The 24,572-nt window shown below is 69.5% G+C and carries 15 protein-coding genes; 1 reads left to right on the forward strand and 14 read right to left on the reverse strand.

Annotation, left to right across the window (positions count from 1 at the left end; all coding sequences use genetic code 11):
• Positions 1-10: 10 nt before the first annotated feature.
• The 11 genes from rplW to ABT324_RS26105 form a co-directional block, all read right to left on the reverse strand.
• A complete protein-coding gene (gene rplW / locus ABT324_RS26055) occupies positions 11-310 on the reverse strand; it encodes a 50S ribosomal protein L23 (RefSeq protein WP_270947601.1) in 300 nt (99 codons plus the stop codon).
• A complete protein-coding gene (gene rplD, locus ABT324_RS26060; protein WP_150067115.1) occupies positions 307-990 on the reverse strand; it encodes a 50S ribosomal protein L4 in 684 nt (227 codons plus the stop codon). The genes rplW and rplD overlap by 4 nt, the downstream gene beginning before the upstream one ends.
• Positions 990-1,640: a 50S ribosomal protein L3 gene (rplC, locus tag ABT324_RS26065; protein WP_351182763.1), complete on the reverse strand. Its 651-nt coding sequence runs from the start codon at positions 1,638-1,640 to the stop codon at positions 990-992. Before rplC ends, rplD begins: the two co-directional genes overlap by 1 nt.
• Before the next feature lie 35 nt (positions 1,641-1,675).
• Complete coding sequence (gene rpsJ, locus ABT324_RS26070) at positions 1,676-1,981, reverse strand: 30S ribosomal protein S10 (protein ID WP_009948626.1); 306 nt, start codon at positions 1,979-1,981, stop codon at positions 1,676-1,678.
• A gap of 511 nt (positions 1,982-2,492) precedes the next feature.
• Complete coding sequence (gene tuf / locus ABT324_RS26075) at positions 2,493-3,686, reverse strand: elongation factor Tu (RefSeq protein ID WP_351182765.1); 1,194 nt, start codon at positions 3,684-3,686, stop codon at positions 2,493-2,495.
• A 203-nt stretch (positions 3,687-3,889) separates the two neighbouring features.
• Positions 3,890-5,992, reverse strand: a complete 2,103-nt coding sequence (gene fusA, locus ABT324_RS26080; RefSeq protein WP_351182767.1) for an elongation factor G — start codon at positions 5,990-5,992, stop codon at positions 3,890-3,892.
• A gap of 79 nt (positions 5,993-6,071) precedes the next feature.
• On the reverse strand, positions 6,072-6,542 hold the full coding sequence (gene rpsG / locus ABT324_RS26085) for a 30S ribosomal protein S7 (protein ID WP_150067111.1): 471 nt from the start codon (positions 6,540-6,542) through the stop codon (positions 6,072-6,074).
• Positions 6,542-6,916: a 30S ribosomal protein S12 gene (rpsL, locus tag ABT324_RS26090; protein WP_093155402.1), complete on the reverse strand. Its 375-nt coding sequence runs from the start codon at positions 6,914-6,916 to the stop codon at positions 6,542-6,544. Before rpsL ends, rpsG begins: the two co-directional genes overlap by 1 nt.
• 494 nt (positions 6,917-7,410) lie before the next feature.
• Positions 7,411-9,045: a TNT domain-containing protein gene (locus ABT324_RS26095; RefSeq protein ID WP_351182769.1), complete on the reverse strand. Its 1,635-nt coding sequence runs from the start codon at positions 9,043-9,045 to the stop codon at positions 7,411-7,413.
• Positions 9,042-13,337: an ADP-ribosylglycohydrolase family protein gene (locus tag ABT324_RS26100; protein WP_351182771.1), complete on the reverse strand. Its 4,296-nt coding sequence runs from the start codon at positions 13,335-13,337 to the stop codon at positions 9,042-9,044. Before ABT324_RS26100 ends, ABT324_RS26095 begins: the two co-directional genes overlap by 4 nt.
• A 19-nt stretch (positions 13,338-13,356) precedes the next feature.
• Entirely contained in the window at positions 13,357-15,537 is a 2,181-nt protein-coding gene (locus tag ABT324_RS26105) for an ADP-ribosylglycohydrolase family protein (protein WP_351182773.1), read from the reverse strand.
• A gap of 706 nt (positions 15,538-16,243) precedes the next feature.
• Here ABT324_RS26105 and ABT324_RS26110 point away from each other — a divergent pair.
• Positions 16,244-16,735, forward strand: coding sequence for a hypothetical protein (locus tag ABT324_RS26110; RefSeq protein WP_351182775.1), 492 nt, complete (start codon positions 16,244-16,246; stop codon positions 16,733-16,735).
• A 265-nt stretch (positions 16,736-17,000) separates the two neighbouring features.
• Here ABT324_RS26110 and ABT324_RS26115 read toward each other — a convergent pair whose 3' ends face one another.
• The 3 genes from ABT324_RS26115 to ABT324_RS26125 form a co-directional block, all read right to left on the reverse strand.
• Positions 17,001-18,371 carry an ADP-ribosylglycohydrolase family protein gene (locus ABT324_RS26115; RefSeq protein ID WP_351182777.1) on the reverse strand — a complete coding sequence of 457 codons (1,371 nt, stop codon included), beginning with the start codon at positions 18,369-18,371 and terminating at the stop codon, positions 17,001-17,003.
• A gap of 107 nt (positions 18,372-18,478) precedes the next feature.
• Positions 18,479-21,037 (reverse strand): type VII secretion system-associated protein, encoded by a 2,559-nt coding sequence (locus ABT324_RS26120; protein WP_351182779.1) that lies wholly within the window; start codon positions 21,035-21,037, stop codon positions 18,479-18,481.
• The gene (locus ABT324_RS26125) at positions 21,034-23,565 is read right to left on the reverse strand and encodes a DUF8616 domain-containing protein (RefSeq protein ID WP_351182781.1); all 2,532 of its coding nucleotides are present in this window, start codon (positions 23,563-23,565) and stop codon (positions 21,034-21,036) included. Before ABT324_RS26125 ends, ABT324_RS26120 begins: the two co-directional genes overlap by 4 nt.
• Between the last annotated feature and the right edge of the window lie 1,007 nt (positions 23,566-24,572).

Genomic DNA, 24,572 nt, shown 5'->3' on the forward strand with positions numbered 1-24,572 from the left:
TCATCAGCCCTCAGGCGGCCGGTCCGCCGAAGATCTCGATCGGCTTGCTCTCCGGCGACAGGGTGACGATCGCCCGCTTGGTGTTCTTGCGCTTGCCGAAGCCGGTGCGGCTCCGCTTGCGCTTGCCCTCGCGGTTGATCGTGTTGACGCTGGTGACCTTGACGTCGAAGATCTTCTCGACCGCGATCTTGATCTCGGTCTTGTTCGAGCGCGGGTCCACCAGGAAGGTGTACTGCCCCTGCTCGAGCAGCCCGTAGCTCTTCTCGGAGATCACCGGCGCAAGGATGATGTCTCGCGGGTCGGCGCTCACTGCTCTGCCTCCTCTGCGGAAGACGCGGCGGCCTTGACCGACCGGCCCTTGACCGGGCCCGCGACGAAGCGCTCGAACGCGGCCTTGGTGAACACCACGTCGTCGCTGTTGAGCACGTCGTAGGTGTTCAGCTGACCGGGGTCGATCAGGTGCACGTTCTGCAGGTTCCGCAGGCTCAGCCACGAGGTCTCCTCCTCGTTGCGGTTGAGCACAACCAGAACCTTCTTGGCCTCGGTCCAGTTCCGCAGCGCGGTCTTGGCCGACTTGGTGGACGGCTGCTCGCCGCCGACCACACCGGTGACCACGTGCAGCTGGCCGGCGCGAACCCGGTCGGAGAGGGCACCGCGCAGCGCGGCGACCTTCATCTTCTTCGGGGTCCGCTGGGAGTAGTCCCGCGGCTGCGGGCCGTGGACGGTGCCACCGCCGGTGAACTGCGGGGCGCGGATGGAGCCCTGGCGGGCGTTGCCGGTGCCCTTCTGGCGGTACGGCTTCTTGCCGCCGCCGGACACCATGCCGCGCGTCTTGGTGGCGTGGGTGCCCTGGCGCGCGGCGGCCAGCTGGGCCACCACGACCTGGTGCATCAGCGCCACGTTGGCCTGCACGTCGAAGATCTCGGCGGGCAGTTCGACGGTGCCGTCGGTCTTACCGTCCGGGGTACGGACGTCGAGCGTCAGGCTCATCACGCACCACCCTTCGCAGGACTCTTCACCAGGACGAGGCCGCCCTTCGGGCCGGGCACTGCGCCCTTGATCAGCAGCAGGCCGGTCTCGGCCTCCACCTTGTGGACCTTCAGGTTCTGGGTGGTGACGCGGTCACGGCCCATGCGCCCGGCCATCCGCATGCCCTTGAACACGCGACCGGGGGTGGCGCAGCCACCGATGGAACCGGGCTTGCGGTGCACCGCCTGGGTACCGTGGCTCGCGCCCTGGCTGCGGAAGCCGTGGCGCTTGATGGTGCCCGCGAAGCCCTTGCCCTTGCTGGTGCCGACCACGTCGACCACGGCGCCCGCCTCGAAGAGGTCGGCGCTGATCTCCTGGCCCAGCTCGTACTCGCCGGCGTCCACGGTGCGCAGTTCGACGACGTGGCGGCGCGGGGTGACACCGGCCTTGGCGAAGTGGCCGCTCCGCGGCTTGTTCACCTTGCGCGGGTCGATGGCGCCGAACGCCAGCTGCACGGCCGAGTAGCCGTCCTTCTCGGGGGTCCGAATCTGGGTCACCACGTTCGGCCCGGCCTGCACGACGGTCACCGGGACGACCCGGTTCTTGTCGTCGAAGACCTGGGTCATGCCGAGCTTGGTGCCCAGAATCCCCTTGATCTGCCTGTCAGACATGAGTCTCGTTCTCTCCGCTACCTCGTCGCCGCGCCTTACTGGATGTTCACGTCGACGCTGGCCGGCAGGTCGATGCGCATCAGCGCGTCAACCGTCTTCGGCGTCGGTTCGAGGATGTCGATGAGCCGCTTGTGCGTCCGCATCTCGAAGTGCTCCCGCGAGTCCTTGTACTTGTGCGGGGAGCGGATGACGCAGTAGACGTTCTTCTCCGTGGGCAGCGGCACCGGCCCAACGACCCGAGCGCCGGTGCGCGTCACGGTCTCGACGATCTTGCGCGCAGACGCGTCGATCGCCTCGTGGTCGTAGGCCTTGAGCCGGATGCGGATCTTCTGTCCCGCCATAGTGGCTTGCCGTTCCTCTAGTCTCGTGCCGCGGTTTGGTCTTGGGTGCGGGTGCACCGCACCGGTGCCCCACGCGGCCTCAGCCTGGTGTGGTCCCCGATCCGGGAGCCGCCACAGCTCTCAGTCCGCCCCTGTTCAGGTATCTGGTGCCCGGTACACGCGGTCGGGCGTGTCGCCCAGCTACCGCACACCGGTCCCCTCGAACGTCGCCGATGGGGTGGGCCTCGCGGCCCGTACACCTTCTTTCGCCCTGTTCGGTCCGCCTACCGGGAACCGGTGGCATCAGCACCGCGGGAGCGCGGTCCTGAACCGGAACAAGGGCCCGAGGCCCTCGCAGCAAGGCGGCCGGACCTTCGAACTGCTTCGAATTTCCAGCCGCCCTGAACGAGCAACCCATACAGGATGACACACGAGCTGTGCCAGCCAAAATCGGGGGTCGCTTTCGGCGACCGAGGTCACCGAGAACGCAGAGGACCCGCCCCCGCCGGAGCGGAGGCGGGTCCTCGCCACGTCACTTGATGATCTTGGTGACGCGACCGGCACCGACGGTGCGGCCACCCTCGCGGATGGCGAAGCGCAGACCCTCGTCCATCGCGATGGGCTGGATCAGCTGCACCGACATGGCGGTGTCGTCGCCCGGCATGACCATCTCGGTGCCCTCGGGGAGGGTCACCACACCGGTCACGTCGGTGGTGCGGAAGTAGAACTGCGGACGGTAGTTGTTGAAGAACGGCGTGTGCCGCCCGCCCTCGTCCTTGGACAGGATGTAGACCTGCGCCTCGAACTCGGTGTGCGGGGTGGTGGTGCCGGGCTTCACGACGACCATGCCGCGCTCGACCTCTTCGCGCTTGACGCCGCGGATCAGCAGACCCACGTTGTCGCCCGCCTGGCCCTCGTCGAGCAGCTTGCGGAACATCTCGACACCGGTGACGGTGGTCTTGATCGGCTTGTCCTTGATGCCGACCATCTCCACCTCCTCGTTCACCTTGATGACACCGCGCTCGATGCGGCCGGTGACCACGGTGCCGCGGCCGGTGATCGAGAAGACGTCCTCGATCGGCATCAGGAACGCCTTCTCGACGTCGCGGACCGGGTCCGGAACGTTCTCGTCAACGGCGTCCATCAGCTCGACGATCTTGTTGGCCCACTCGTCGTCGCCCTCCAGCGCCTTCAGCGCGGAGACGCGGACCACCGGCACGTCGTCGCCCGGGAACTCCTGGGCGGACAGCAGCTCGCGGACCTCCATCTCGACGAGCTCGAGGATCTCCTCGTCGTCGACCATGTCGGACTTGTTCAGCGCGACCAGGATGTAGGGCACGCCGACCTGGCGGGCCAGCAGCACGTGCTCGCGGGTCTGCGGCATCGGGCCGTCGGTCGCCGCGACCACCAGGATCGCGCCGTCCATCTGCGCGGCACCGGTGATCATGTTCTTCACGTAGTCGGCGTGACCCGGAGCGTCGACGTGGGCGTAGTGACGCTTCTCGGTCTGGTACTCGACGTGCGCGATCTGGATGGTGATGCCGCGCTCGCGCTCCTCCGGCGCCTTGTCGATCTCGTCGAACGGCGTGAAGGGGTTCAGCTCCGGGTACTTGTCGTGCAGAACCTTGGTGATGGCTGCGGTGAGCGTGGTCTTGCCGTGGTCAACGTGACCGATGGTCCCGATGTTGACGTGCGGCTTGTCCCTCTCGAACTTCGCCTTCGCCACTGGATTGTCCTCCTGGACTTGTTAACTTTCCGCCGTACGACTTGGTGTGCCAGGCGGAGTCCTGTCGGGTAGGTGACGTGCGGACCGCTTCCCTCGCGGGTGGTGGCCCGCACGCCGCCGAACTGGAGGGGATTGCTCCCCCGGGTCGCCTTCGCGAGGCGTCGCCCGAGCTCGGCCCCGGTGACCCGGGACCGAGCAGCGGTTCACTCGCCCGTTGCCTTGGCGATGATCTCCTTAGCCACGTTCGAAGGAACCTCGGCGTAGGAGTCGAACACCATCGAGTAGTTGGCCCGCCCCTGGGTCTTGGACCGCAGGTCGCCGACATACCCGAACATCTCCGACAGCGGCACGAGGGCCTTGACGACGCGGGTACCGCTGCGCTCCTCCATGGCCTGGATCTGGCCACGGCGGGAGTTCAGGTCGCCGATGACGTCGCCCATGTAGTCCTCGGGCGTCGTCACCTCGACCGCCATCATCGGTTCGAGCAGCGCCGGGGAGGCCTTCGCAGCGGCTTCCTTGAGCGCCATCGAACCCGCGACCTTGAACGCCATTTCCGACGAGTCGACCTCGTGGTACTGGCCGTCGAGCAAGGTCACCTTCACGCCGACCAGCGGGTAGCCGGCCAGCACGCCGTACTGCATCGCGTCCTGCGCACCCTGGTCGACCGACGGGATGTACTCCCGCGGCACCCGGCCACCGGTGACCTTGTTCTCGAACTCGTAGGTCGGGGCGTCGGATGTCTGCTCGATCGGGTCGAGGGCGATGATCACGCGCGCGAACTGACCGGAACCACCGGTCTGCTTCTTGTGCGTGTACTCGTACTTCTCGATCGACTTGCGAATCGTCTCGCGGTAGGCCACCTGCGGCTTACCGATGTTCGCCTCGACCTTGAAGTCGGTCTTCATCCGGTTGACCAGGACCTCGAGGTGGAGCTCACCCATGCCCTTGATGATGGTCTGACCGGTCTCCTCGTCCAGCTTGACCTGGAACGTGGGGTCTTCCTCAGCGAGCTTCTGGATCGCCGTGGACAGCTTCTCCTGGTCGGCCTTCGTCTTGGGCTCGATGGCCACCTCGATGACCGGCGCCGGGAAGGTCATCGACTCCAGGACGATCGGGTTCGCCGCGTCGCACAGGGTGTCACCGGTGGTGGTGTCCTTGAGGCCGATCACGGCGTAGATGTGACCCGCCTGGATCTCGTCGACCGGGTTCTCCTTGTTGGAGTGCATCTGGAACATCTTCCCGATGCGCTCCTTCTTGCCCTTGGTCGAGTTGATGACCTGGGAGCCGGAGGCGACCTTGCCCGAGTAGACGCGGACGTAGGTCAGCTTGCCGAAGAACGGGTGCACCGCGATCTTGGAGACCAGCGCGGCGAACGGCTCGTCGATGCTCGGCTTGCGCTCCGCCGGGGTCTCGCCGTCCTGCAGGGTGCCCTGCACCGGCGGGACGTCCAGCGGCGACGGCAGGTAGTCCACCACCGCGTCGAGCATGGGCTGCACGCCCTTGTTCTTGAACGCGGTGCCGCACAGGACCGGGAAGGCCTCGCGGCTGTTGGTGAGCTTGCGGATGCCGGCCTTGATCTGGTCCTCGGACAGCTCCTCGCCGCCGAAGTAGGCCTCCATCAGGGCCTCGTCGGTCTCCGCGACGGCCTCGACCAGCTTCTCGCGGTACTCCGCGGCCGTCTCGGCGAGGTCGGCCGGGATCTCCTCGACGGCGTAGTCGGTGCCCTTCTGGACCTCACCACGCCAGGTCAGCGCCTTCATGCGGACCAGGTCGATGACGCCCTCGAACTCCGACTCGGCGCCGATCGGCAGCTGGAGGACCAGCGGCCGGGCGTTGAGGCGCTCCTCGATGGTGCGGACCGTGTAGTAGAAGTCCGCGCCCAGCTTGTCCATCTTGTTGACGAAGCAGATGCGCGGGACCTCGTACTTGTCCGCCTGGCGCCAGACCTGCTCGGACTGCGGCTCAACGCCTTCCTTGCCGTCGAACACCGCGACGGCACCGTCCAGGACGCGCAGCGAGCGCTCCACCTCGACCGTGAAGTCGACGTGGCCGGGGGTGTCGATGATGTTGATCTGGGTGTCGCCCCAGAAGGTGGTGGTAGCAGCCGAGGTGATGGTGATACCCCGCTTCTGCTCCTCCTCCATCCAGTCCATCGTCGCGGCGCCGTCGTGCACCTCGCCGATCTTGTACGTGATCCCGGTGTAGAACAGGATCCGCTCGGTCGTGGTGGTCTTGCCCGCATCGATGTGGGCCATGATGCCGATGTTGCGGACCTTGGTCAGGTCTGTCAGCACGTCGCGTGCCACGAGTTTCTTCCCCGTTCCCTACAGCAGGTGCAAGCTGTCGTGAATCGGTGCGCCAAGGCGGGCAAGAGCCACCCGGACGTCACCAGCGGTAGTGCGCGAAGGCCTTGTTGGACTCCGCCATCTTGTGCGTGTCTTCGCGCTTCTTGACGCTCGCGCCGAGGCCGTTGCTGGCGTCCAGCAGCTCGTTCATCAGGCGCTCGACCATGGTCTTCTCCCGGCGCTGCCGCGAGTAGGAGACCAGCCAGCGCAGCGCGAGGGTGGTCGAACGACCGGCACGCACCTCGATCGGCACCTGGTAGGTCGCGCCACCGACGCGGCGGCTGCGGACCTCCAGGGTCGGCTTCACGTTGTCCAGGGCACGCTTGAGCGTGACGACCGGGTCGGTACCGGTCTTCTCGCGGCAGCCTTCCAGCGCGGCGTAGACGATCCGTTCGGCCAGCGAACGCTTGCCGTCCACCAGGACCTTGTTGACCAGCTGCGTGACCAGCGGCGACCCGTACACCGGGTCGGCGTGCAGCGGCCGCTTCGGGGCCGGACCCTTGCGGGGCATCAGCTCTTCTCCTTCTTCGCACCGTACTTGCTGCGAGACTGCTTGCGGTTCTTCACACCCTGGGTGTCAGCGGAACCGCGGAGGATCTTGTAGCGCACACCGGGCAGGTCCTTCACACGGCCGCCACGAACGAGCACGATCGAGTGCTCCTGCAGGTTGTGACCCTCACCGGGGATGTAGGCCGTGACCTCGATGCCGCTGCTCAGCTTGACACGGGCGACCTTGCGCAGGGCCGAGTTGGGCTTCTTCGGGGTGGTCGTGTACACGCGGGTGCACACGCCACGCCGCTGCGGGCTCCCCTTGAGCGCCGCGGTCTTGGTCTTCGCGACCTTGTCCTGGCGGCCCTTACGGACCAGCTGCTGGATGGTGGGCATGGACCGGCTTTCTGTCAGCGTTCGCGTCTTCTGGTACTCGACCAAGCGGCCGCTCGTTCGAGCTTCGGCGTGCCCTGGCGTCGAGCACCTGTCAGGCACTGTGTTTCGGGACTCCCCCCGCACCACGAGGTCGGGCGTGTCGCCCTCTCCTCGGCCTCTGCGGCGCTGATGCGCCCCGACGGGAACGACCCCGGAGGGGTTGTCGAGAGGAGTTCCACACATCCTCGGCGCTGGCGCAGTCGCCCGGGGGCGGGGACCACGTCATGCACGGGCATGCGGATCGACCCGATGGGTGTCGGGTCCGATAAACAAAGATACCTGCCCCGTTCTCAGAGGGTCAAAACGGGGTCCCCCTTGACCTGCTCGATCACCCGGCGCTGCCGCTGCGCCACCTCGGAGTGCGAGCTCGCGTCTGCGTTTCCCCGCCACTGTACCCACCGGGACAAGGGCGTCCCGGTGGGCGAGATGGATCACAGTTCGGCCGGTGCCGGTGCTCAGACCTCGACCAGCCAGCCGTCGGCGACCAGCGTCCGCACGTCGTTGGGCAGCACGAAGGCGGTGCCGCCGCCGACCTGGCCGAAGTCCGGCTTGGCCACCCCGGAGATGACCTCGAAGCCGCTGACCACCCGGTACCGGTGGTACTCCCCGGGCTGCTGCTGCGGCGGGACCGACCGCTGCGGCAGCGTGGTCCCGGCCACGAAGACGGTGTTGCCGGTCGGCTCGCCGAACCGGTCGACCTCGTCCCCGGTGCGCAGGGTCACCAGGAGCTTGTTGTCGTAGGCGGCCAGCGGCGGCTCGCCGGGGAACGGTTCGTACCGGCACTCGAAGTCCTGCAGCGGCTCGTCCGGCTCGCGCAGGAAGCGCTTGCGGGTGAGCGACATCGCACCGATCAGGTGAGCGGCGGCGGCGTAGGGGTCCGGGAAGGTCGAGCGGTTCCGCACCTCGCCCTCGTCCACGCAGAACACCACCCACCAGCCGTCGGAGCCGCGCAGCATGCTCCAGCCGCCCTCCAGCGGCTCCTCGAAGCTGTAGAAGCGGGTGCTCATGCCCATCGCGCTGATGAAGCCGCGGGCGATGTCGATGGCCTCGGCCGGGTCGTACTGCTGCAGCGCGTCGGGGTCGCCGCCGAGCACGAGCGCCTTGGCCTCGGCGGCCGCCCGGTCGGCCACCTGCCCGGGCGGCTGGTGGTTGCGGCCGCGGATGTGGTCGAGGAACTCCCGCGGCGGGGCGACGTCGTGCTCGTCCAGGTAGTAGGCCAGGGCCAGCGGCCACACCCAGGTGCCGTCGGTGTGGAACTGCTTGGGCACCGCTGGCGGGCGCTGCGGGTCGAGCTCGTCGGGGTCGCTGCTGTACGCGCGCAGCAGGATCTCGCCGCCGTGCAGGTAGTGCGCGACCAGCCGCTTCTCCACCGAGGTCAGCGCGGGCCGGTGCACCAGCGGGCGGCCGTCGGCGTCGCGGCCGTCGAACACCTGGGCCATCCGGACCGGCGCGGGGCGTGCGGACTCGCGGTGCTGGCCGTAGTGCTCCCAGGCCGGGTTGAGCAGCCAGCCCGGCGCGGTGGTCCGCGGGTAGTAGCGCAGCTCCTCGTAGTGCGCGCGACCGTCCTCCGGACCGATGAGCCAGCTGGGCTCGTCGTGCCCGGTGCTCAGGTCGGCGCCGTCCTGGTCGAGCTGGAGACGCGCCGTGGTCCACGCCCCGGTATCCGGCCGGTAGGTGATGTCCCGGTGCCGCCGGAGCGCGTCGACGACGTCCTGGGTGGGGATCCACCGGTGCTCGGCGTCGGTGGTGGCGGTGATCTCGATGCGGGTGCCCAGCGCGGCGCAGTCGACGACCACGCGCTGCCAGCCGTCCGGCAACCCGGCGACGACCGCTTCGCGCAGTGCCCACTCCAGGTCGCGCTGCTGCTCGGCGCGGTCCGGGAACTCCCCGTAGGACGCCGGGGCCGGGAACTCCGGCCGCACCGGCGCGGGGTCCTCGTGCAGCGCCACCAGCACCTCGCCGAGCTGGTCGAGCGGCACCGGCTGGTCGCGGCCCGCCAGCACCGCGCCCTGCTCGCCCAGCTCGCGCAACGGCCAGTGCGCCCCGTCGACCAGGGCGTGCGCGCCGGGGACCGGCACCCCCAGGATCATTCGTCCTCCCCCTCGGACAACTCGTCGTGCCTGACTCCGGTGAACCGCCGCGGCGCCGGCTTGGGCGCCGGGAACTCCGGCCCCGGCGCGGCGGCGACCGGCTCCGGTGCCGCGGACCAGTGCGGGCGGACCGGGTAGCGCTCGTTCCAGTCCTCGCTGGTGGGCGGCTCGATCGCGGCCGGTCCGGGCTGGAAGGCGTCCCGGCCGAACTCGGCGACGCAGTCCAGCGCGGCCTGCTCGACCACGTCGCGCAGCTCCAGGTCGGCCAGCCAGTCGACCGGCAGCGCCGCGACGCCGTGCAGCGCGCCGACGATGTTGCCGCAGATAGCACCGGTCGAGTCGCTGTCGCCGCCGTGGTGCACGGCGATCCGCAGCGCCTGCTCGACGTCCTCGCCCACCAGCGCCGCGCAGACCGCGATGGCCAGCGCCTCCTCCCCGACCCAGCCGCCGCCGAGCCGCTCGGCGACCTCCTCCGGCGTCGGCTCGCCCGCCTCGGCCAGGTCCACCGCGGCCTTGAGCGCCGCGGTGGTCTCCTCGTGGTCCTCCCAGGTCTCCAGGACCTGCAGCGCCAGCCACACGCCGTCGTCGAGGCCGCGGCCGAGCAGCGCCTGCTGGACGATGACCGCCAGCGCCCCGGCGGAGTGGTAGCCGGCGGGGTGGCTGTGCGTCAGCGCGGCGGTGCGGGCGGCGAGCCGGAACACCTCGGCGGGGTCGGTGGACCACAGCGCCGCCGGGGCGGCGCGCATCACGCCGCCGCAGCCCTTGGAGTCGTTGATCCGCTCGGTGAACGACCCGGCCGGTCCCCCGTCGCCGAAGCGGGCCAGCGCGCGCCACACGGTCTTGCCGGGCGCGCGGGTGGCGAACAGGCCGGGCACCTCGATCAGCCAGCCGTCGGGCGCCGGGTAGTCGGCCAGGAACGCACCGGCCGCGGCCTCCCACTCCACGCCCTGCGTGTGCAGCCAGCGCTGGTAGGCCAGCTGCACCTCGGGCAGCGGGTCGTCGCTGCCGAGCATCCGGTTGGCGATGCTGCCGCGGATCAGCCCCTCGGCGGTGAACAGCGTCATCTGGGTGTCGTCGGTGATCGCCCCGCGCACGCCGTAGGCCTCCCGCAGACCGGACGGGCCGTCGGGCCCGAAGCGCGCGGTGATCGCCTCGGCGGTGATGAACTCCAGGTCGGAGCCGAGCGAGTCGCCCAGCGCGCCGCCGAGGAAGCAGCCCAGCACCCGCTCGGTCAGCGACGGGGCGCTGTCCCCCGGGCCGTCGGCCTTGGCGTGCCCGCCACGGGGCCTCGGCGCGGGGGACGCCAATTCCCCGGTCGAGGAGGCGGCATTCGACGGCTCCCCTGGGGTTCCGGCGTCGTCGTCCTGGTCGGAGCCCTGGTCGTCGTCCACTTCGGACCGGTCGGTGTCGCGGTCGGGCGGATCGACGTCGTCCGCCGGGGTCCCCGGTTCCGCCGCCAGCGCGACGTCCTCGTCGGGCTCGGCCGGTTCGAGGTCGATCGGGGCACGCGCGGGCGGCTCCAGGTCGACCGGCTCACGTTCCACCGTGACCTGCGAGGTGGCCGAAGCCTCCTCCACCGAGGCGGCGTCGTCCTCCACCGGCGCTGCGGTCACACCGGTGACGCGTTCCGGCTCATCGGCCTCGGGCCCGCGGTCGGCCGGTTCCTGGTCCGCAGGCTCGCGATCCACAAGCCCGCGATCCGAAGGCTCACGACCCGAAAGCGCAGGTTCGCGATCCACAAGCTCGTGACGCACAGACTCACGGCCCACCAGCTCACGGTCCACAAGTTCGCTGTCCAGAGGCTCGTGATCCACAACCTCACGGTCCACAGGCTCACGACCCGCAGACTCACGATCCGCAAGCCCGCGATCCACAGACTCACGGCCCACCAGCTCACGGTCCGCAGGCTCTCGCTCCGCGACCTCGTGGTCCGCCGGGTCGTGGTCTGCCGGGTCGTCAGTGGCCGATTCCGGCGCGGCAGCAGTGGGAACGGGCTCGTCTGTCGGTTCCGCCGGGTCTGGGTCGGTGTCCGGTTCCGGGGCTTCGTCGACGTCCGGGGCCGCGAACCGGCTCGCACCAGCCGACTCCCGAACCACCCGCTCCGCGAGCTCCCGGTCAGCGGTGTCGTCCTGCTCGGCCCACTGCGACGCGGCGGCAACGGCACCGGCGTCCGGAACGGTGATCCGCCCGACCTCCGCCGATGCGCGAACGATCCGCTCCGCGAGCTCCTGGTGGTCCTGGGACTCCGCCGCGCCGTTCGACTCCGGGGCATCGCCGTCATCGGCCGCCCCGCGATCGACCGGCTCCGCGGTCTCCTGCTCACCCACCTCGTCGTCCAGCTCCGCGCCGGAGACCGGCTCCGCCGGGACGGGCTCCGCAGCCTCGCCAACGCCAAGCCCCGCTCGCGCCTGGTCGACGGCGGCTCCGTCCACCGCAGCACCGGAGTTCGGCGCGGGCGAAGCTTCCTCCAGGCCGTCAGGCTCGACTTCGAAGTCCTCCTGCGGCTCCTCCACCGGCGCGAGGTCGGTGACCGGGACGCCGCTCCGCCCGCCTGCCACGCCGTCGAAGTGCTCCGCGAACGCCTCCGGCTCCGCAGCCTCTTCGAGGTCCGCCGACTCGCGGCCGAAGTCGTCCAGGTCAGCAGCCGGTTCCGGCACGGCAGCGACCGCGGCGACGTCCGGGACGGCCTCCGCCGCCCCACCAGCGGCCCGCTCCGCGGACTCGTCCGCACCAGCGGCCCGCTCCGCGGCCTGGGCGGAGGTCTCCGGCTCGGCCACCGGCTCCGGTGCCCCGGCGACCTCCGCCGCGGACGGCACGACGATGCGCCCTGCGGTGCTGCGGGCCTCGTTCGGTGGCGGGAAGGCCCCGACCTGCGGCGCGTCCCGGTCGTCGATGGCGGGCAGCACCGCGGTGGTCTCCGCCGGGGTTTCGGCGGAGCGCAGGTTCGGGACCGGGATCGGCCCGGTGCTCGACGGGTCGCCCACCGCGAAGTCCGCGCGGGCGGACGGGAACGTCGGTGCGCCGATGCCCGACGAGCGGGGGCCCTGCTGCGGCTGGCCCTGCGGGGGCGTGTCGACGTCGTCCTGCACGGGCGGCAGGATCATGGTCTGCTCGGCGGCGCCTTCGACGGTGTGCGGCGCGGTGAGCTCGCGCGGGCCGGGCCGGGAGCCCGGCACGTAGCGCTGGGCCCACTGCGGCGGCGGTGGCGGCGCGAACGCCTCGGTCGCATCGGCGCAGAGGACCTCGATGACCTCGCGCAGTTCGAGCTCGTCCAGCCAGCGCGCGGGAATCCCGCCGACGCCGTGGATCGCACCGGCCAGCTGCCCGGCCAGTGCACCGGCCACCGCGCTGTCGCTGGAGTGGTTGACCGCGACCCGCAGCGCGTCGGCGAAGTTCCGGGTGCTGCCCACCGCGGCGAGCGCGATGCCGAGCTCACCGGGCTTGTTCTCGGTGTCGAACTCGATGTCCACGTCGGCCGGGGAGGGGCGCACGCCCCGTTGCCCGACGAACATCGCGGCGTGCACGGTCCGCCGGACGTCGGCGGCGACCTCGCCCGGGGCGGCGGTGCCGAGCCGGTCCCGGTCGGAGGCGGCCACCGCGTCCCACAGCGGCACCCCGCGGATCAGCTGCGCCAGCACGTCGCCGTGCAGCCCCGCGGCGGCGACCGCGTTGCGACCGGAGGTGAAGATGTGCGCGATCGCGGAAGCAGTCGAGCAGACGACCCCGGGCATGTTCGACCACACCATGGCGGGCGCGGCCAGGACCGCGTACTCCGCCGAACCGTCCACATCGGTCGGCGGGTGCACCAGGCCGTCCGGGCCGACCGGGGCCAGCCGGGCCAGCCGCCCGAGCAGCGCGATCGCCGAGCCGTCCGGGTTGCGGGTCGAGTACAGCTCGGGTCGGCCGAGCAGCCAGCCGGTGGGCGAGGGTTCGGTGGCCAGGTGGGCGGCCATCGCGTGGTCCCACGGCACGCCCTGCGTGTGCAGCCAGCGCAGGTAGTTGGCGAGCACGAGCTCCTTCGGCAGCCACCCGCCGCTGACCGGGTTGGCCGCCTTCGCCCGCAGCATGGCTTCCAGGGTGAACGCGGTGAGCTGGGAGAGGTCGGTGACCGCGCCGCGCCGCCCGTACCCGTCCAGGTAGTCGACGACGCCCTGCGGGCCGAACCACTGGTGGATTTCGGCGGCGCTGGCGTGCCGCACGCCAGCGCCGAGCGCGTCGCCGACGGCCCCGCCGAGCATGGCTCCGCGGAAGCGTTCCGCCCACGACAGCTGCGGCGGTCGAGCGTCGGTCATCGCGATGTCTCCCTCGTGGTCACCAGGCCGGGTAGCGCCGCGTCCAGGCCGGATCGGTCGGCGGGCCGGGGCTGAACTCGGCGAGCGCATCCCGGGCCAACGTCTCGATCACCTCGCGCAGCTCCAGGGCGCCGAGCCACTCCGGCGGAACGGCCCGAGCCCCGTGCAAGGCCCCCGCAATGTTGCCGCACACGATCCCCGTGGAGTCCGAGTCCCCCGAGTGGTTGACGGCCAGCAACAGCGCGTCCCGCAGGTTATCCGTGGCCAGCGCGGCGTAGAGCCCGATCGCGAGAGCTTCCTCCCCGACCCAGCCCTGCCCGAGGGTGTCCTTGATCACCTCCGGCGCGACCGGTCCCCGCTGCGCGAGCTCGACGGCCCGGTCCAGGACCGCCAGCTGCTCCTCGTGCCCCCGCCACCGCAGCAGGAGTTCCCGCGCGACCCGCACGGCCTCCGGGAGCGGAACGTCGCGGATGAGCTGGTGCACGACCACGGCGAGCACCCCGGCGGAGAGGTACCCGCTGGGGTGGCTGTGGGTGAGCGCGGCGGTGCCGACGGCGGCGTAGAAGACCTCGGCGGGATCGTGCGACCACACCGCGACCGGTGCGGCCCGCATGACGCCCCCGCACCCCTTGGAGTCGTTGATCGCCGCCTGCGGGGTGGCGTGCTGGTGCGTCTGCGCGAACCGCGCGAGCGCGGACATGCACGTGCTGCCCGGAGCGCGCGCGGCGAACAGCGCGGGGTTGGTGATCAACCAGCCGTCGGGCTGCTGCAGGTGCTGCGCGTAGGGGCCACCGGCCCGCTGCCACGGCTGGTTCTGGGTGTGAAACCACCGCTGGTAGGCGTGCTGCACCTCGGGCACCGGATCGTTGTCGACCGGCTTGATGCGCCGAGCGACGTGCGCGCGGATGAGCCCTTCGAGGGTGAACAGCATCATCTGCGTGTCGTCGGAGATCTGCGCGACGCCGTCCCGAAGCACCGGCTCGGTGAGCCCGGAATCGCCGTGGTTCCGCCGAATCATGTCGATGTCGTGGAACTCGATGGCGTACCCGAGAGCATCCCCAACAGCCCCGGCCAGCATGGAACCCATGAACCGCTCACCCGGGTCCGGCGGCGGAGCGGGTTGGGCGGGGGCCTGGGGTGCGGGTTGCTGAGGTTGGGCGGGCTGCTGGGGGTGCGCTGCCTGCGGCGCGGGCTCCTGCGCGGCGGGCTGCGGTTGCTGCTCAGGCTGTTGGGGCTGGGCGGATGCAGGCTCGGCCCCTGCTCCGCTGCCCGGATCCTGCTGGCGTTCCTCGGCTTCGAGCTCCTCGAAGGCCCTCAGCAGCGCCTTCCCCTCGATGTCCGCCTGGTGCCGCTCACCCACGTCGATGACCAGGTCGACTTCCTCGAAGGCCTTCCTGAGCTGGGCGACGGAGGCCCTGACCTTGTGCTCCCGCTCGGGGAGGTACTTGGGGCTGGAACCGGCCACGAGCGCGGCCTTCCCGCCGAGGTTGAGGGCTGAGGGCACGCCGTCCTCGTGCGCGAGCAGCGCGACCTCGGACCGCGCCACCGTCATCAGCATCGACCGGTCGGACACGTACCCGGTCGCCCACATGTGCAGGACGCCTTCCAGCATGCTCTCCGGCCGCGGGAAGCCCAGCGTGGTGGGGCTCGGCCGGTAGTCGGCGTTCACCGAGTACCGGCTGGTGAGCGTGCCGTCCTCGTCGACCCAGTAGGCGCCGATCCAGGCCTGCTCGGGGACTTCCTCCCGCGCCGACTCCCGGTACATCTGGTCCGGCACGGAGAACCAGCTCCCCGGCTGCCGGGCGGCGGCCGCGCGCATCTCATCGGTGACCTCGGGAGCGGAGATCTCGATGGCCCGCGACCCGATGATCTGCAGGTCCATCTGCTCGCCCTTGGTGAAGATCCGCACGTTCCGCTCGACGAGCAGCGGCAGCAACCGGTACCCGTTGGCCCGCACGGTCCCCGGCGCGAAGTCCGCACCCCCGAGCTCCGGCACGGCGCTCTTGTGCGTGCAGACCCAGATCTGCGCCTTCTCCTGCCCCTCCAACCGGAAGTCCGCGGGCTGCGAAGACCCCGGCCCGGTGACGACCAGGAGATCGGCGACCAAGAACTCCCGGTAAACGTCCTCGACCGACCCCTGCTCCGCGGCGAACCGCCCAATCGCCTGCTCCAGCGCGGTCATCTCCAGCGGCTGACCCATGTCCCCCTCCACATCCCCGGCACCCGGGCTCACCTGCACGTCCTGATCACTCTCGTCAACGAAGACGTCCTGGTCAAAGGCGATCGACGTCTCACCCGGCGATTTAGGTCGCATCGGCGTGAGTTCTGAGACGTACCCCGTCGGATAGCGGCGATGCCAATCAGCGTCGTCGATGGGCAGCCGACCGAACTCAGCCGCAAGGTCCTTGCCAAGCTGGAGAGCGACACCTTGGAGACTCGCTGGGAGACCGTCTCGCAGGATTCCTGAAGCTCCGTCGGACCAGCCCTTAAGCGCACCGCACAACGCAGCGGCGGAGCGGCCGTCATGCCGCCACTGCGCGGCCGTGCTGATGGCTTCAGCCCACGATTCACTCGAAGAAGCTGCGAACAGCGCCACTGCGAGGGCTGCGACCGGACCTGCTTGGTCGAAGTGCTCGTTCACCAGAGCAGCCCTGTCCACTGCCTCAGCAGGTGAAGCCGATGCCAGTCGGATCGCCGCCTCCAGCCATTCGACTGCTGCTTGGCTCTCCGGCAATCGTTCGAGCTCCGATAGAGCACGTCCGGCTGTCGTCGCCCAGAGGGGCTCGAACGGCCGGTTCCGCAGGAGCGCAGCGAATGCCACTGCCGCCAAGGAGAATTCCACGCTGTCCAAAAGAGCTTGCGCAACGGCCAGCACAGGTTCGCCAGCCGAATCCTCTCCATCCGAGATGAAGGCCAGCGGTGCAGCCGCCACCAGCATCGAAGTGGCATCGACCGGCGTATCGGAATGCCAATCAGGCGCTTCGCGCAAACGAGGGTCTGCCGCCAACCATCCTGACGAGGTGTCCAGCGCCAGATCATCGGACCTGCGGATCAACATTTCCAAACGCCGTTTGCCCGCTGACAGCTGCACTGCGACATCAGCTCTACCGGTGCGACGCAGCGCGGTGCGTGAACGAATCACGGACTCCGCAGCGAAAAAGGCCGCGGCGGTGCGAAGCGAAGCCGTGCGCTCGTCCGCAGCACCTCGCACATCACCGGCCATGGCACCCAACAGCATCCCGGCGCACCGGTTCTCCAGCTGCGCGAGAACCTTCCGACTGCGGTTGAACGGACTCGCGAACATCGGCGTGAAAGCCGCTCGGTGTCCGATCGGCGTGATGTTCCCCTTCTCCCCGGATTCGATCGCGCGCAGCACCAGGGTTTCGGACAGCGACTGACTGGTGACATCGGATCTGACCTGCCGCCAAGCGGTCAGCGCTACCAGCTCCGACGAGCTCAACTTCGTGATGTTGGCGCGCTCAGGAGCAAGCCCGCGAACGCGCGGGACCACTCGCCTGATCCACACGAGTGCTCTGCGGCCGGCCAAGCCGCGCGCCATACCGCGCCATACCCGCAACGCCCGCTGCTCGTCCGGCTCAAGAAGCACTTGGATCGTCCTGAATCGCGCCACTCAGTCAGCCCTCATCCGAGATCGCCGCTCACTCAAAGCTGTTGCGGGTACTTCCTCAGCCATGCGTCGTTCTCCGGAGCTTCGGCGCTGGTGAACTCCACCAGCACATCGCGGACCAATGCTTCGAGCCCCTCTCTCCACTGGAGCCCGGCGAGCCAATCCTCGGGAACGACGCGGACGCCGTGGGCCGCACCCATAATCGCCCCGCAGACCGCGGCAGGCGTTGTGCTGTTCCCGGACCTGTTCACCGCGATTCTGACGGCCTGCGCGTAATCATCCGGAGCCGCCAGAGCCGCGGCCAAGCCGATGGCCAACGCTTCGTCAGCCCGCCACCCGAGCCCGAGCCGATCTTCGATCGTCTGCGTCGTCACCCGCCCGACCTCAGCCAGGTCGAGGGCTCGTTCAATAGATGCCCGGGTCTCGTCGCAGCCCTCCCAGCGCTGCAGCTGAGCCAAACCAGTGTCGATCGCCGACCTCAGCGAGACGCCCCGAGCCAGCTCACCGCACAAGATCGCGAGGACACCAGAGGGCAGATACCCGGTGGGGTGACCGTGTGTCATGGCCGCGATGTCCGCTGCCAGGTTGAAGACTCGCTCAGGCACATCCGACCACAAGAACGCAGGTGCGGACCGGAGAAGCGCGCCGGTGCTCTTGGACTGGTTCAGCGGCGTGTCGAAGTTGCTGATCCCCTGGGACGCGTTCTCATCGGTGGCCCGCGCGAACGCAGCGATGGCTTCGAGGTTGTCACGGTCCGGCGACCGTTGCGCACGCAGCTCGGGTTGGGTGACCAACCAGCCACCGGGGTCAGGAATCGACTTGCGAAAGGCTGCGGGGAGGGTTTCCCGCCACTCCATCCCCTGGGTGTGTAGCCACCGCGCGTAAGACATCTGCAGTCCGCCCCGCGTGTGGAAGTACTCCTCGAACCGTCGCCGGCGGAGCTGAATCCTGCTGATGATCAGCCCCTCCAAGGTGAAGGCGAGAAGCTGGGTGTCATCGGTGAAGCTCCCGGGCACCCCGAACGCCGACCCAAGCCCCGCCACCCCGTTCGGACCGGCCTTCTGCTTGATAGCGACCCAGTCATCGAACTCGACGGGAGCGCCGATCGAGTCCGCGACCGCACCTCCGAACACGACTCCCGGCAGAGCCTCCTTGATTCGCACGGCGGCTTCCGGGCTGTAAACCGGTAGATCACGGACTGTCGTCGCGACCGGCGAGGCCTCTTCGCCCATCGGTGCGAGTCCGATGCGTTCGGACAGCTGGCCCAGGAACTCGCGAGTCGCGGGTGACAGGCTGACGTACCCGGAGCGGTACATGCGCCATGCCGCGATGAACTCGACCTCGTCGACGTTCAATGCCACCTGCACGGCGCCGGGCTCCTCACGCGCTCCGCCCTCAAACGTCATTCAGGTCTCCCCACCCGCGAACCACGAAACCGGCGCTGAAAGCGGTCATTCGGCCGCATCGAGCACAACGTTGCCTTCTTCTCGAGTCCCAACTGGTGATCCGCTACTCACCACGCCGGATAGCGCTGCAGCCACGCCTGGTCGTTGGGCGGCCCGGGGCTGAACTCGGCGAGCGCGTCGTTGGCCAACGTCTCGATGACCTGGCGGAGCTCCAGCGTGTTCAGCCACTCCTGCGGAATCGCGCGAGTTCCGTACAGGGCTCCGCCGATGTTGCCCGCCACGATCCCGGTCGAGTCCGAGTCGCCCGAGTGGTTCACCGAAAGCAGCAGCGCGTCCCGCAGGTTGTCGGTGGCCTGCACGGCGTAGAGGCCGATCGCGAGGGCTTCCTCGCCGACCGCGCCCCGGCCCAAAGTGCTCTCGATCTCCTCCGGGCTGACCGGCCCCCGCCTGGCCAGCTCCACCGCATTGTCGAGAGCTCGCAGCTGCTCCTCGTGCCCACGCCACCGCAACAGCAGATCCCGCGCCAGCCGAACGCTGTCCGGCAACGAAACGTCCCGGATCAGCTGGTGCACGATCACGGCCAGCACACCGGCCGACAAGAACCCGCTGGGGTGGCCGTGCGTCAGCGCAGCGGTGCCCACAGCGGCGTAGAACACCTCAGCCGGATCGTTCGACCACACAGCGACCGGCGCAGCACGCATCACGCCGCCGCAGCCCTTGGAATCGTTGACCCGGTGCTGCGGAGTGGGGTGCTGGTGCGTCTGCGCGAACGTCCGCAACGCCGAGATGCAAGTTCTCCCCGGGCCGCGCTGCTGGAAGAGCCCGCGGTTCGTGATCAGCCAACCATCAGGCTGCTGGAGCTGCCGGGCATACGGCCCACCAACCTCGTGCCACGGATGCCCCTGCGTGTGGAACCACCGCTGATACGCGTGCTGCACCTCGGGAACCGGATCGTTGTCCACCGGATTCATCCGCCGAGCGACGTGCGCCCGAATGAGCCCTTCCAACGTGAACAGCATCATCTGCGTGTCGTCGGAGATCTGCGCAACGCCATCCCGAAGCACCGGAGCTGTGAGGCCAGCGTCCCCGTGATCACGTCGAATCGTCCCGATGTCGTGGAACTCGATCGCATACCCGAGAGCATCCCCAACGGCCCCGGCAAGCATCGACCCCACGAACCGCTCACGGGGGTCAATGGGGTTCTGGGGCGCCGCTGGGCGATTGGCTTCCCGGTGCTGCTCTCCCAGTTCAAAGGGGAACACGTCGTACTTCGCGCGGTATTCCTCGATGGACTGCTCGCTGGTGACGACATCCCACAGCTTGTGAACGAAGTATCCGCGATCGGTCGTGTGCACGACGTACGCCAACCCGATGTCGTCCACATTGAGCGGGGAACCCAATTCGCCGACGGCTGCGCGCACGCGGTCGACAGCCTGTTCACGAGAGACGACAGCGGACCGCAGCTCCGATTTCGGGTGAGCCTGGTCCAGGGCTGTCGGATCGACACCGGCAACCTCGGCTACCTGCGCCTTGAACGCCTCCGGCATGTCACTCGCGCAGGACAGCAGCGACGTGGCCAGTTCATACTTCTTGTTCTCACGACGCTTCTCCGGGATGTCCGGAGAGGTGATCTCCGCAATCCTGTTGGCAAGGACGATCGCCCGCACCTGCCAGGGCATCGCACGCAAGTGCTCCAGGTAGACGGAAAACACAAGCGCTTTCCGAGCCCCTTCCGGCGGCTCCGGACTCGTTGCCGACCTCAGCAGCTTCGCCACCACGGCGCCGTCGTCGGGGAACGTGGTCACCTTGGTCCGCATAGCAGCGAACATCGGGTCGACACCGTGGAAGGCCGCTGCCGCGGCGAGGACATCCGGATCTGCGATGCCACCTCGCAGCAGAACCTCAACAGCGGTGATCGAAAGATCAGTGACAACGGCTTGACGGGGTGAAACATCGGTGCTCAGACCGCCCCACTCGGCCAATGCCTGTTCAACCGCGGCGAAGGTCGTTTCGTCCACCAGCTGGGCAAGACGTGCGCTCTGCCGCCTCCATGCCGGAGGGCCGACCTCAAGCCCGCCGTCGGAGTTTTCCACGAGCAACTGGCGACCCCGCAGGGCAGTTACCAGTTCCCCTACCGGGAACCGCGCCTGCAACCCAGCACTCCCGTTGAGGACAACAGACACGTCCGGGGGGAGGTTGCGCAGGATTCTCGGGAGGTACAGCACCTCCACGTGCACGTCCCCGGGCACCACACTTCGTGTGGTGTACGCCACCAGGCAAGGACCGTTCTCCGAGTTGAGAAGCATCACATGGCCCTCTGGTGTTACGAGAACGGGCAACACCGCCCTGGCGACGAGCCCGAGGAGCTCGTCCTGGCCGAGTCGACCAGCCATCGCCGCGCGCATCCCTTGGTCGGTCATGCTCGCGGGCGGCTCCCCCAACTCGATCTGCGATGGCCGGTAGTTGGGATTGGCCTGGTAGTCACCGATCTCGCCGTTCTCGTCAACCGCGAAGGCGCCCTTGATCGCATGCGCTGGAACGTCGCCGTTCGGGTCGTACGCGGAATCGATCACATATATGTAGCCGCCAGCCCGGAGCCTTGCTTCTTCCCGCATCGCAGGCGTGATCGGAGGCACTTCTGGCCGCCCGTCGTCCGGCATGCTCATCGGCTGTGACCTTTCCAGTAATGCGGGTTAGGGACCCGGGCGATGACGTCACCGGTTTTCGGATCGATGATGATGCACGTCTTGATGAACCGGACATCGATTTCCCTGACGAAGCCGACTTCGTCCTCGCCTCTGGTTCCCAAATTCATCGCGGCGATATCTACGCCGCCGGGCGCGTCGATCTCGTACACGTACGACTCTTCCCGGGATGGTCCGGCCATAGCCCGGTCACGAGCGTGTTCATAGCTTCGAGTGGTCGCAACGATCTGCCCTTGGGACATATCCAGGTGCTGATGCAGGTTAACTCGGTCACCCCTCCCCTGAAACCCTCTCGCCTCCGCGAAGACCTCCTCAGGAGGGCGGTTGTCATGTCGGTACAGCAGATCACGGTCGGTGCGCCACACCACCTGGCGGCGTTCGTATCCGCCCTGGACCAAGGACTGCTCGATCCTGCTCTGGTCCAGCTCGGTGTCGCGTGATACGTGGCCTAGCGGATCGTCATAATCCGGCTCCTTGTTCACCAGTGGCGCAGGCCCAGAGGTGTCTGCAAGGGTGCCGTCGCCCTCGACCTCGCTCCTGTGACCGGGTCTATCCGGGTCGCCGGTTTGCTGCGTTCCCTCGTGCTCGTAGCGAACGTGCGCTGCTTCCGGTTGCTGCGGGGCTTCGGCTGTCCTCCCGGTGGACGGCGTGGTGTGGTGGCCAACCGGAATTGGCGAGTTCGGGCTACTTGGCGACGGGCCGTCCATCCTCGGGCCCGAGACGTCCAGCGGAGGCGTTGGACGGCGTGGGCTGCCGACGTTCGGGTATGGGCCAGGCTGTGTGGGGCCTGGCTGGTTTTGGCGGGGGTCCGAGACGTCGTACGGCCTCGGGGCCGGTTGTCCAGGTGCTTGCTGGGACCGTGGGCCCTGCGGGCCGTGGGCCGGGGTGTGCGGTCCCTGGGGGCCAGGGCCGTTGAAGGTCGGGCGGCCGCTCTGCTGGGGCATGCCCTGCGGTTGTTGCGGGCCGCGTGGGGGCTGAGCCGCAGGTGGCGGGGTCGGCCCGGACTGCTGCGGACCTCGTGGAGGCTGTGCCACCGGGGGCTGTGGTTGGCCCGGGGCTTGCTGGTGCATGCCTCCTGGGTGTTGGGGCTGCGGGTAGCCGCCTCCCTGCTGGTATTGCGGGCCACCCGGCTGATTACCCGCACCCTGCGGGTACTGCGGGCCGCCCTGGTTGTTGCCGACGCCCTGCTGGTACTGCGGACCGCCGGGCTGGTTGCTCATCCCCTGCGGGCTCGGTCCGGGTTGTTGCTGGCCGAATCCCGGGCCGTTCTGGGGAGACTGCTGCGGGTATCCACCTTGCTGCTGCGGGTAGCCACCCTGGGGTTGCTGAGGGTAGGACTGCGGGCCGGGCTGCTGCTGGGGGTACGGGCCCGCTTGCTGCTGTTGGACCGCCGGAGGCTGCTGGCCCTGCTGGTAGGGCATCTGGCCCTGTTGGGCAGGAGCTTGGGGCTGGCGCTGCCACTCCTGCGGCAGGTTCGGTGATTGGCCGGGCTGGGGCTGTTGGAACGGTGGTTGGCCGTTCTGCGGGTGTTGGGTGTAGGCCTGGTGCGGGGCGGGGTGTCTTTCTCCCGTGACCGGGTCCGTTTCGAACGTGTCCGGCTTCTTCTCCAGGCCGAACATCTTCCGGAACACGTCGCCGATGCCGCGTTGTTCGGCGTTGTGGGCTTGGACTCCGTGGCGGGTGAATTCTGGTTCGTGGCCTGGGGGGAAGGGGCTGTCGTGGGTTGCTTTGGTGCCGTCGGGGGCGAAGCTGATCCACTGGCCCGGTTCGTCGAGCTTCGGTTGGGGCGTTCCCGCTGCGTCCGGTTCGAACTTCGCTCGGGAGTCGCTCGCGTACATGTTGCCGAAGTTGTCGACCCAGGCGTCCTTGTTGGGCGCCAGGACCTCGACGCCCAGTTCCTTGGAGAGCTGCTGGGCGAAGTTCGGGGAGCCGTCCGGCGTGTCCGCGCCGGTCTTGCAGGACAGCAGGCGGATCGGGGTGCCCGGGTCGTAGCCGGGGGCGGCCTTGATGATCTCGGCCAGCTCCTTGGCGGAGAGCTGCTGGCCGCGGAACTCCACGCCGTCCGGGCTGCCGTGCACCTCGACCGTGAAGCGCTTCGGGTCGACCGCTGGCTTCGGGACCCTGTCGTAGTAGGCGCGGTCCCCGATCATCGACTTCGGGTAGTGCACCACCGACAGGCCGGACGGGGTGTTGCGGATGCCGGTGTAGCCGTCGTCGCCCGCGAGCTTCTGCCGCAGCTCGGGGGATACGTCGAGCCGCTCGAACTCGCCTGCGCGGCCGATGTCCCACCGGTGCTCGGACGGGTTCGCCGGCGGGCGCTCGGCGGCCATCGACTCCGCGGTGGAGTACTTCTGCGCTCCCTGGTCCGGGCTGTTCGCAGCGTCCGAACTCCGGTCGTGGCCGGGACGTTCCTCGGCCGCCCGCTGTTGTTGCCCCAGGCCCCAGCGGCCCTCGTCGTGCCTGACGTTCGAGAACGAGTCGGGGTGCACGGTGCCGTGCTGGTGGAGGTCGGCCCCTGCGTGGCGCGGTCCCGGCTGGTGCGGGGTGGGGGCGTTGTGGTGCGGCGCGTCCGCCCGTTGGGGGCGGACACCATCGGGCTGGGGTTCCGGGTGGCGCTGGCGCGGGGTGTCCGGGTCGCTGTTGCGGTGCGGAGCATCCGGGCGCGACGGGCCATCCGGGCCATCCGGGCGCATCGGGCCATCCGGGCGCATCGGCCGGTCAGGGGCCGGGGCATCTGGGCGCGGCTGTTGACGCTGGTGGTCCGGGTGCGGCGGACCGTCTTGCCGAGCAGGACCATCCGGACGCGAACCGGGGCCAGCCGGACGCATGTCCGGACGCGACAAGTCCTGGCGGGCAGGACCATCCGGACGTGGGCCGGGGCCAGCCGGACGCATGTCCGGACGTGACGAGTCCTGCCGAGCAGGACCATCCGGACGTGGACCGGAGCCGTTCGAGTGCGACGGGGCCTGGTGCGCCGGGGTGTCTGGGCGAGACGGGCCGTTCGGGCTTTGTGGGTTCGGGCGTGCTGGGCCGCCCTCGGGGTGGCCAGAGCGCGGGTTCGGCGCTGGGGGTGCGTCTGGGCGCGGTGGGGTGCCCTGGGGGCGCGAACCCGCTGGTGGTGGGGTGTTCTGCCTGGCTGGGCCGTCCCGGTGTCCGGGCGGCGTTCCGCCGTGCGGCGTCTGCCGCCCCGGGCCTTCCGGCCGCCCGGGGCCGGCCTCCGGCCGTCCCGCCCCTCCAGGGCTCCCCGCCCCTCCAGGGCTCCCCGCCCCTCCAGGGCTCCCCGCCCCTCCGGGGCGCACCGGCCCTTCGGGCCGTCCCGGCTGCGCCGGGCCTCCGGGGCGGTGTGCTGCGGCCGGACGCTGTCCGGCCTCGCCGCCTGGTGCGCGCCGCTCCGGCGCGTCCGGCTTCGCCGGTCCGCGAACAGCCGGGCGCTCCGCTGGCCCCTCCGGTCCCCGCTGGCGCGGGGCCTCCGGGGTCCTCCCGGCTGCGCCGGGGC

It is taken from the genome of Saccharopolyspora sp. NPDC000359, from assembly GCF_040300525.1.
GTDB lineage: Bacteria > Actinomycetota > Actinomycetes > Mycobacteriales > Pseudonocardiaceae > Saccharopolyspora.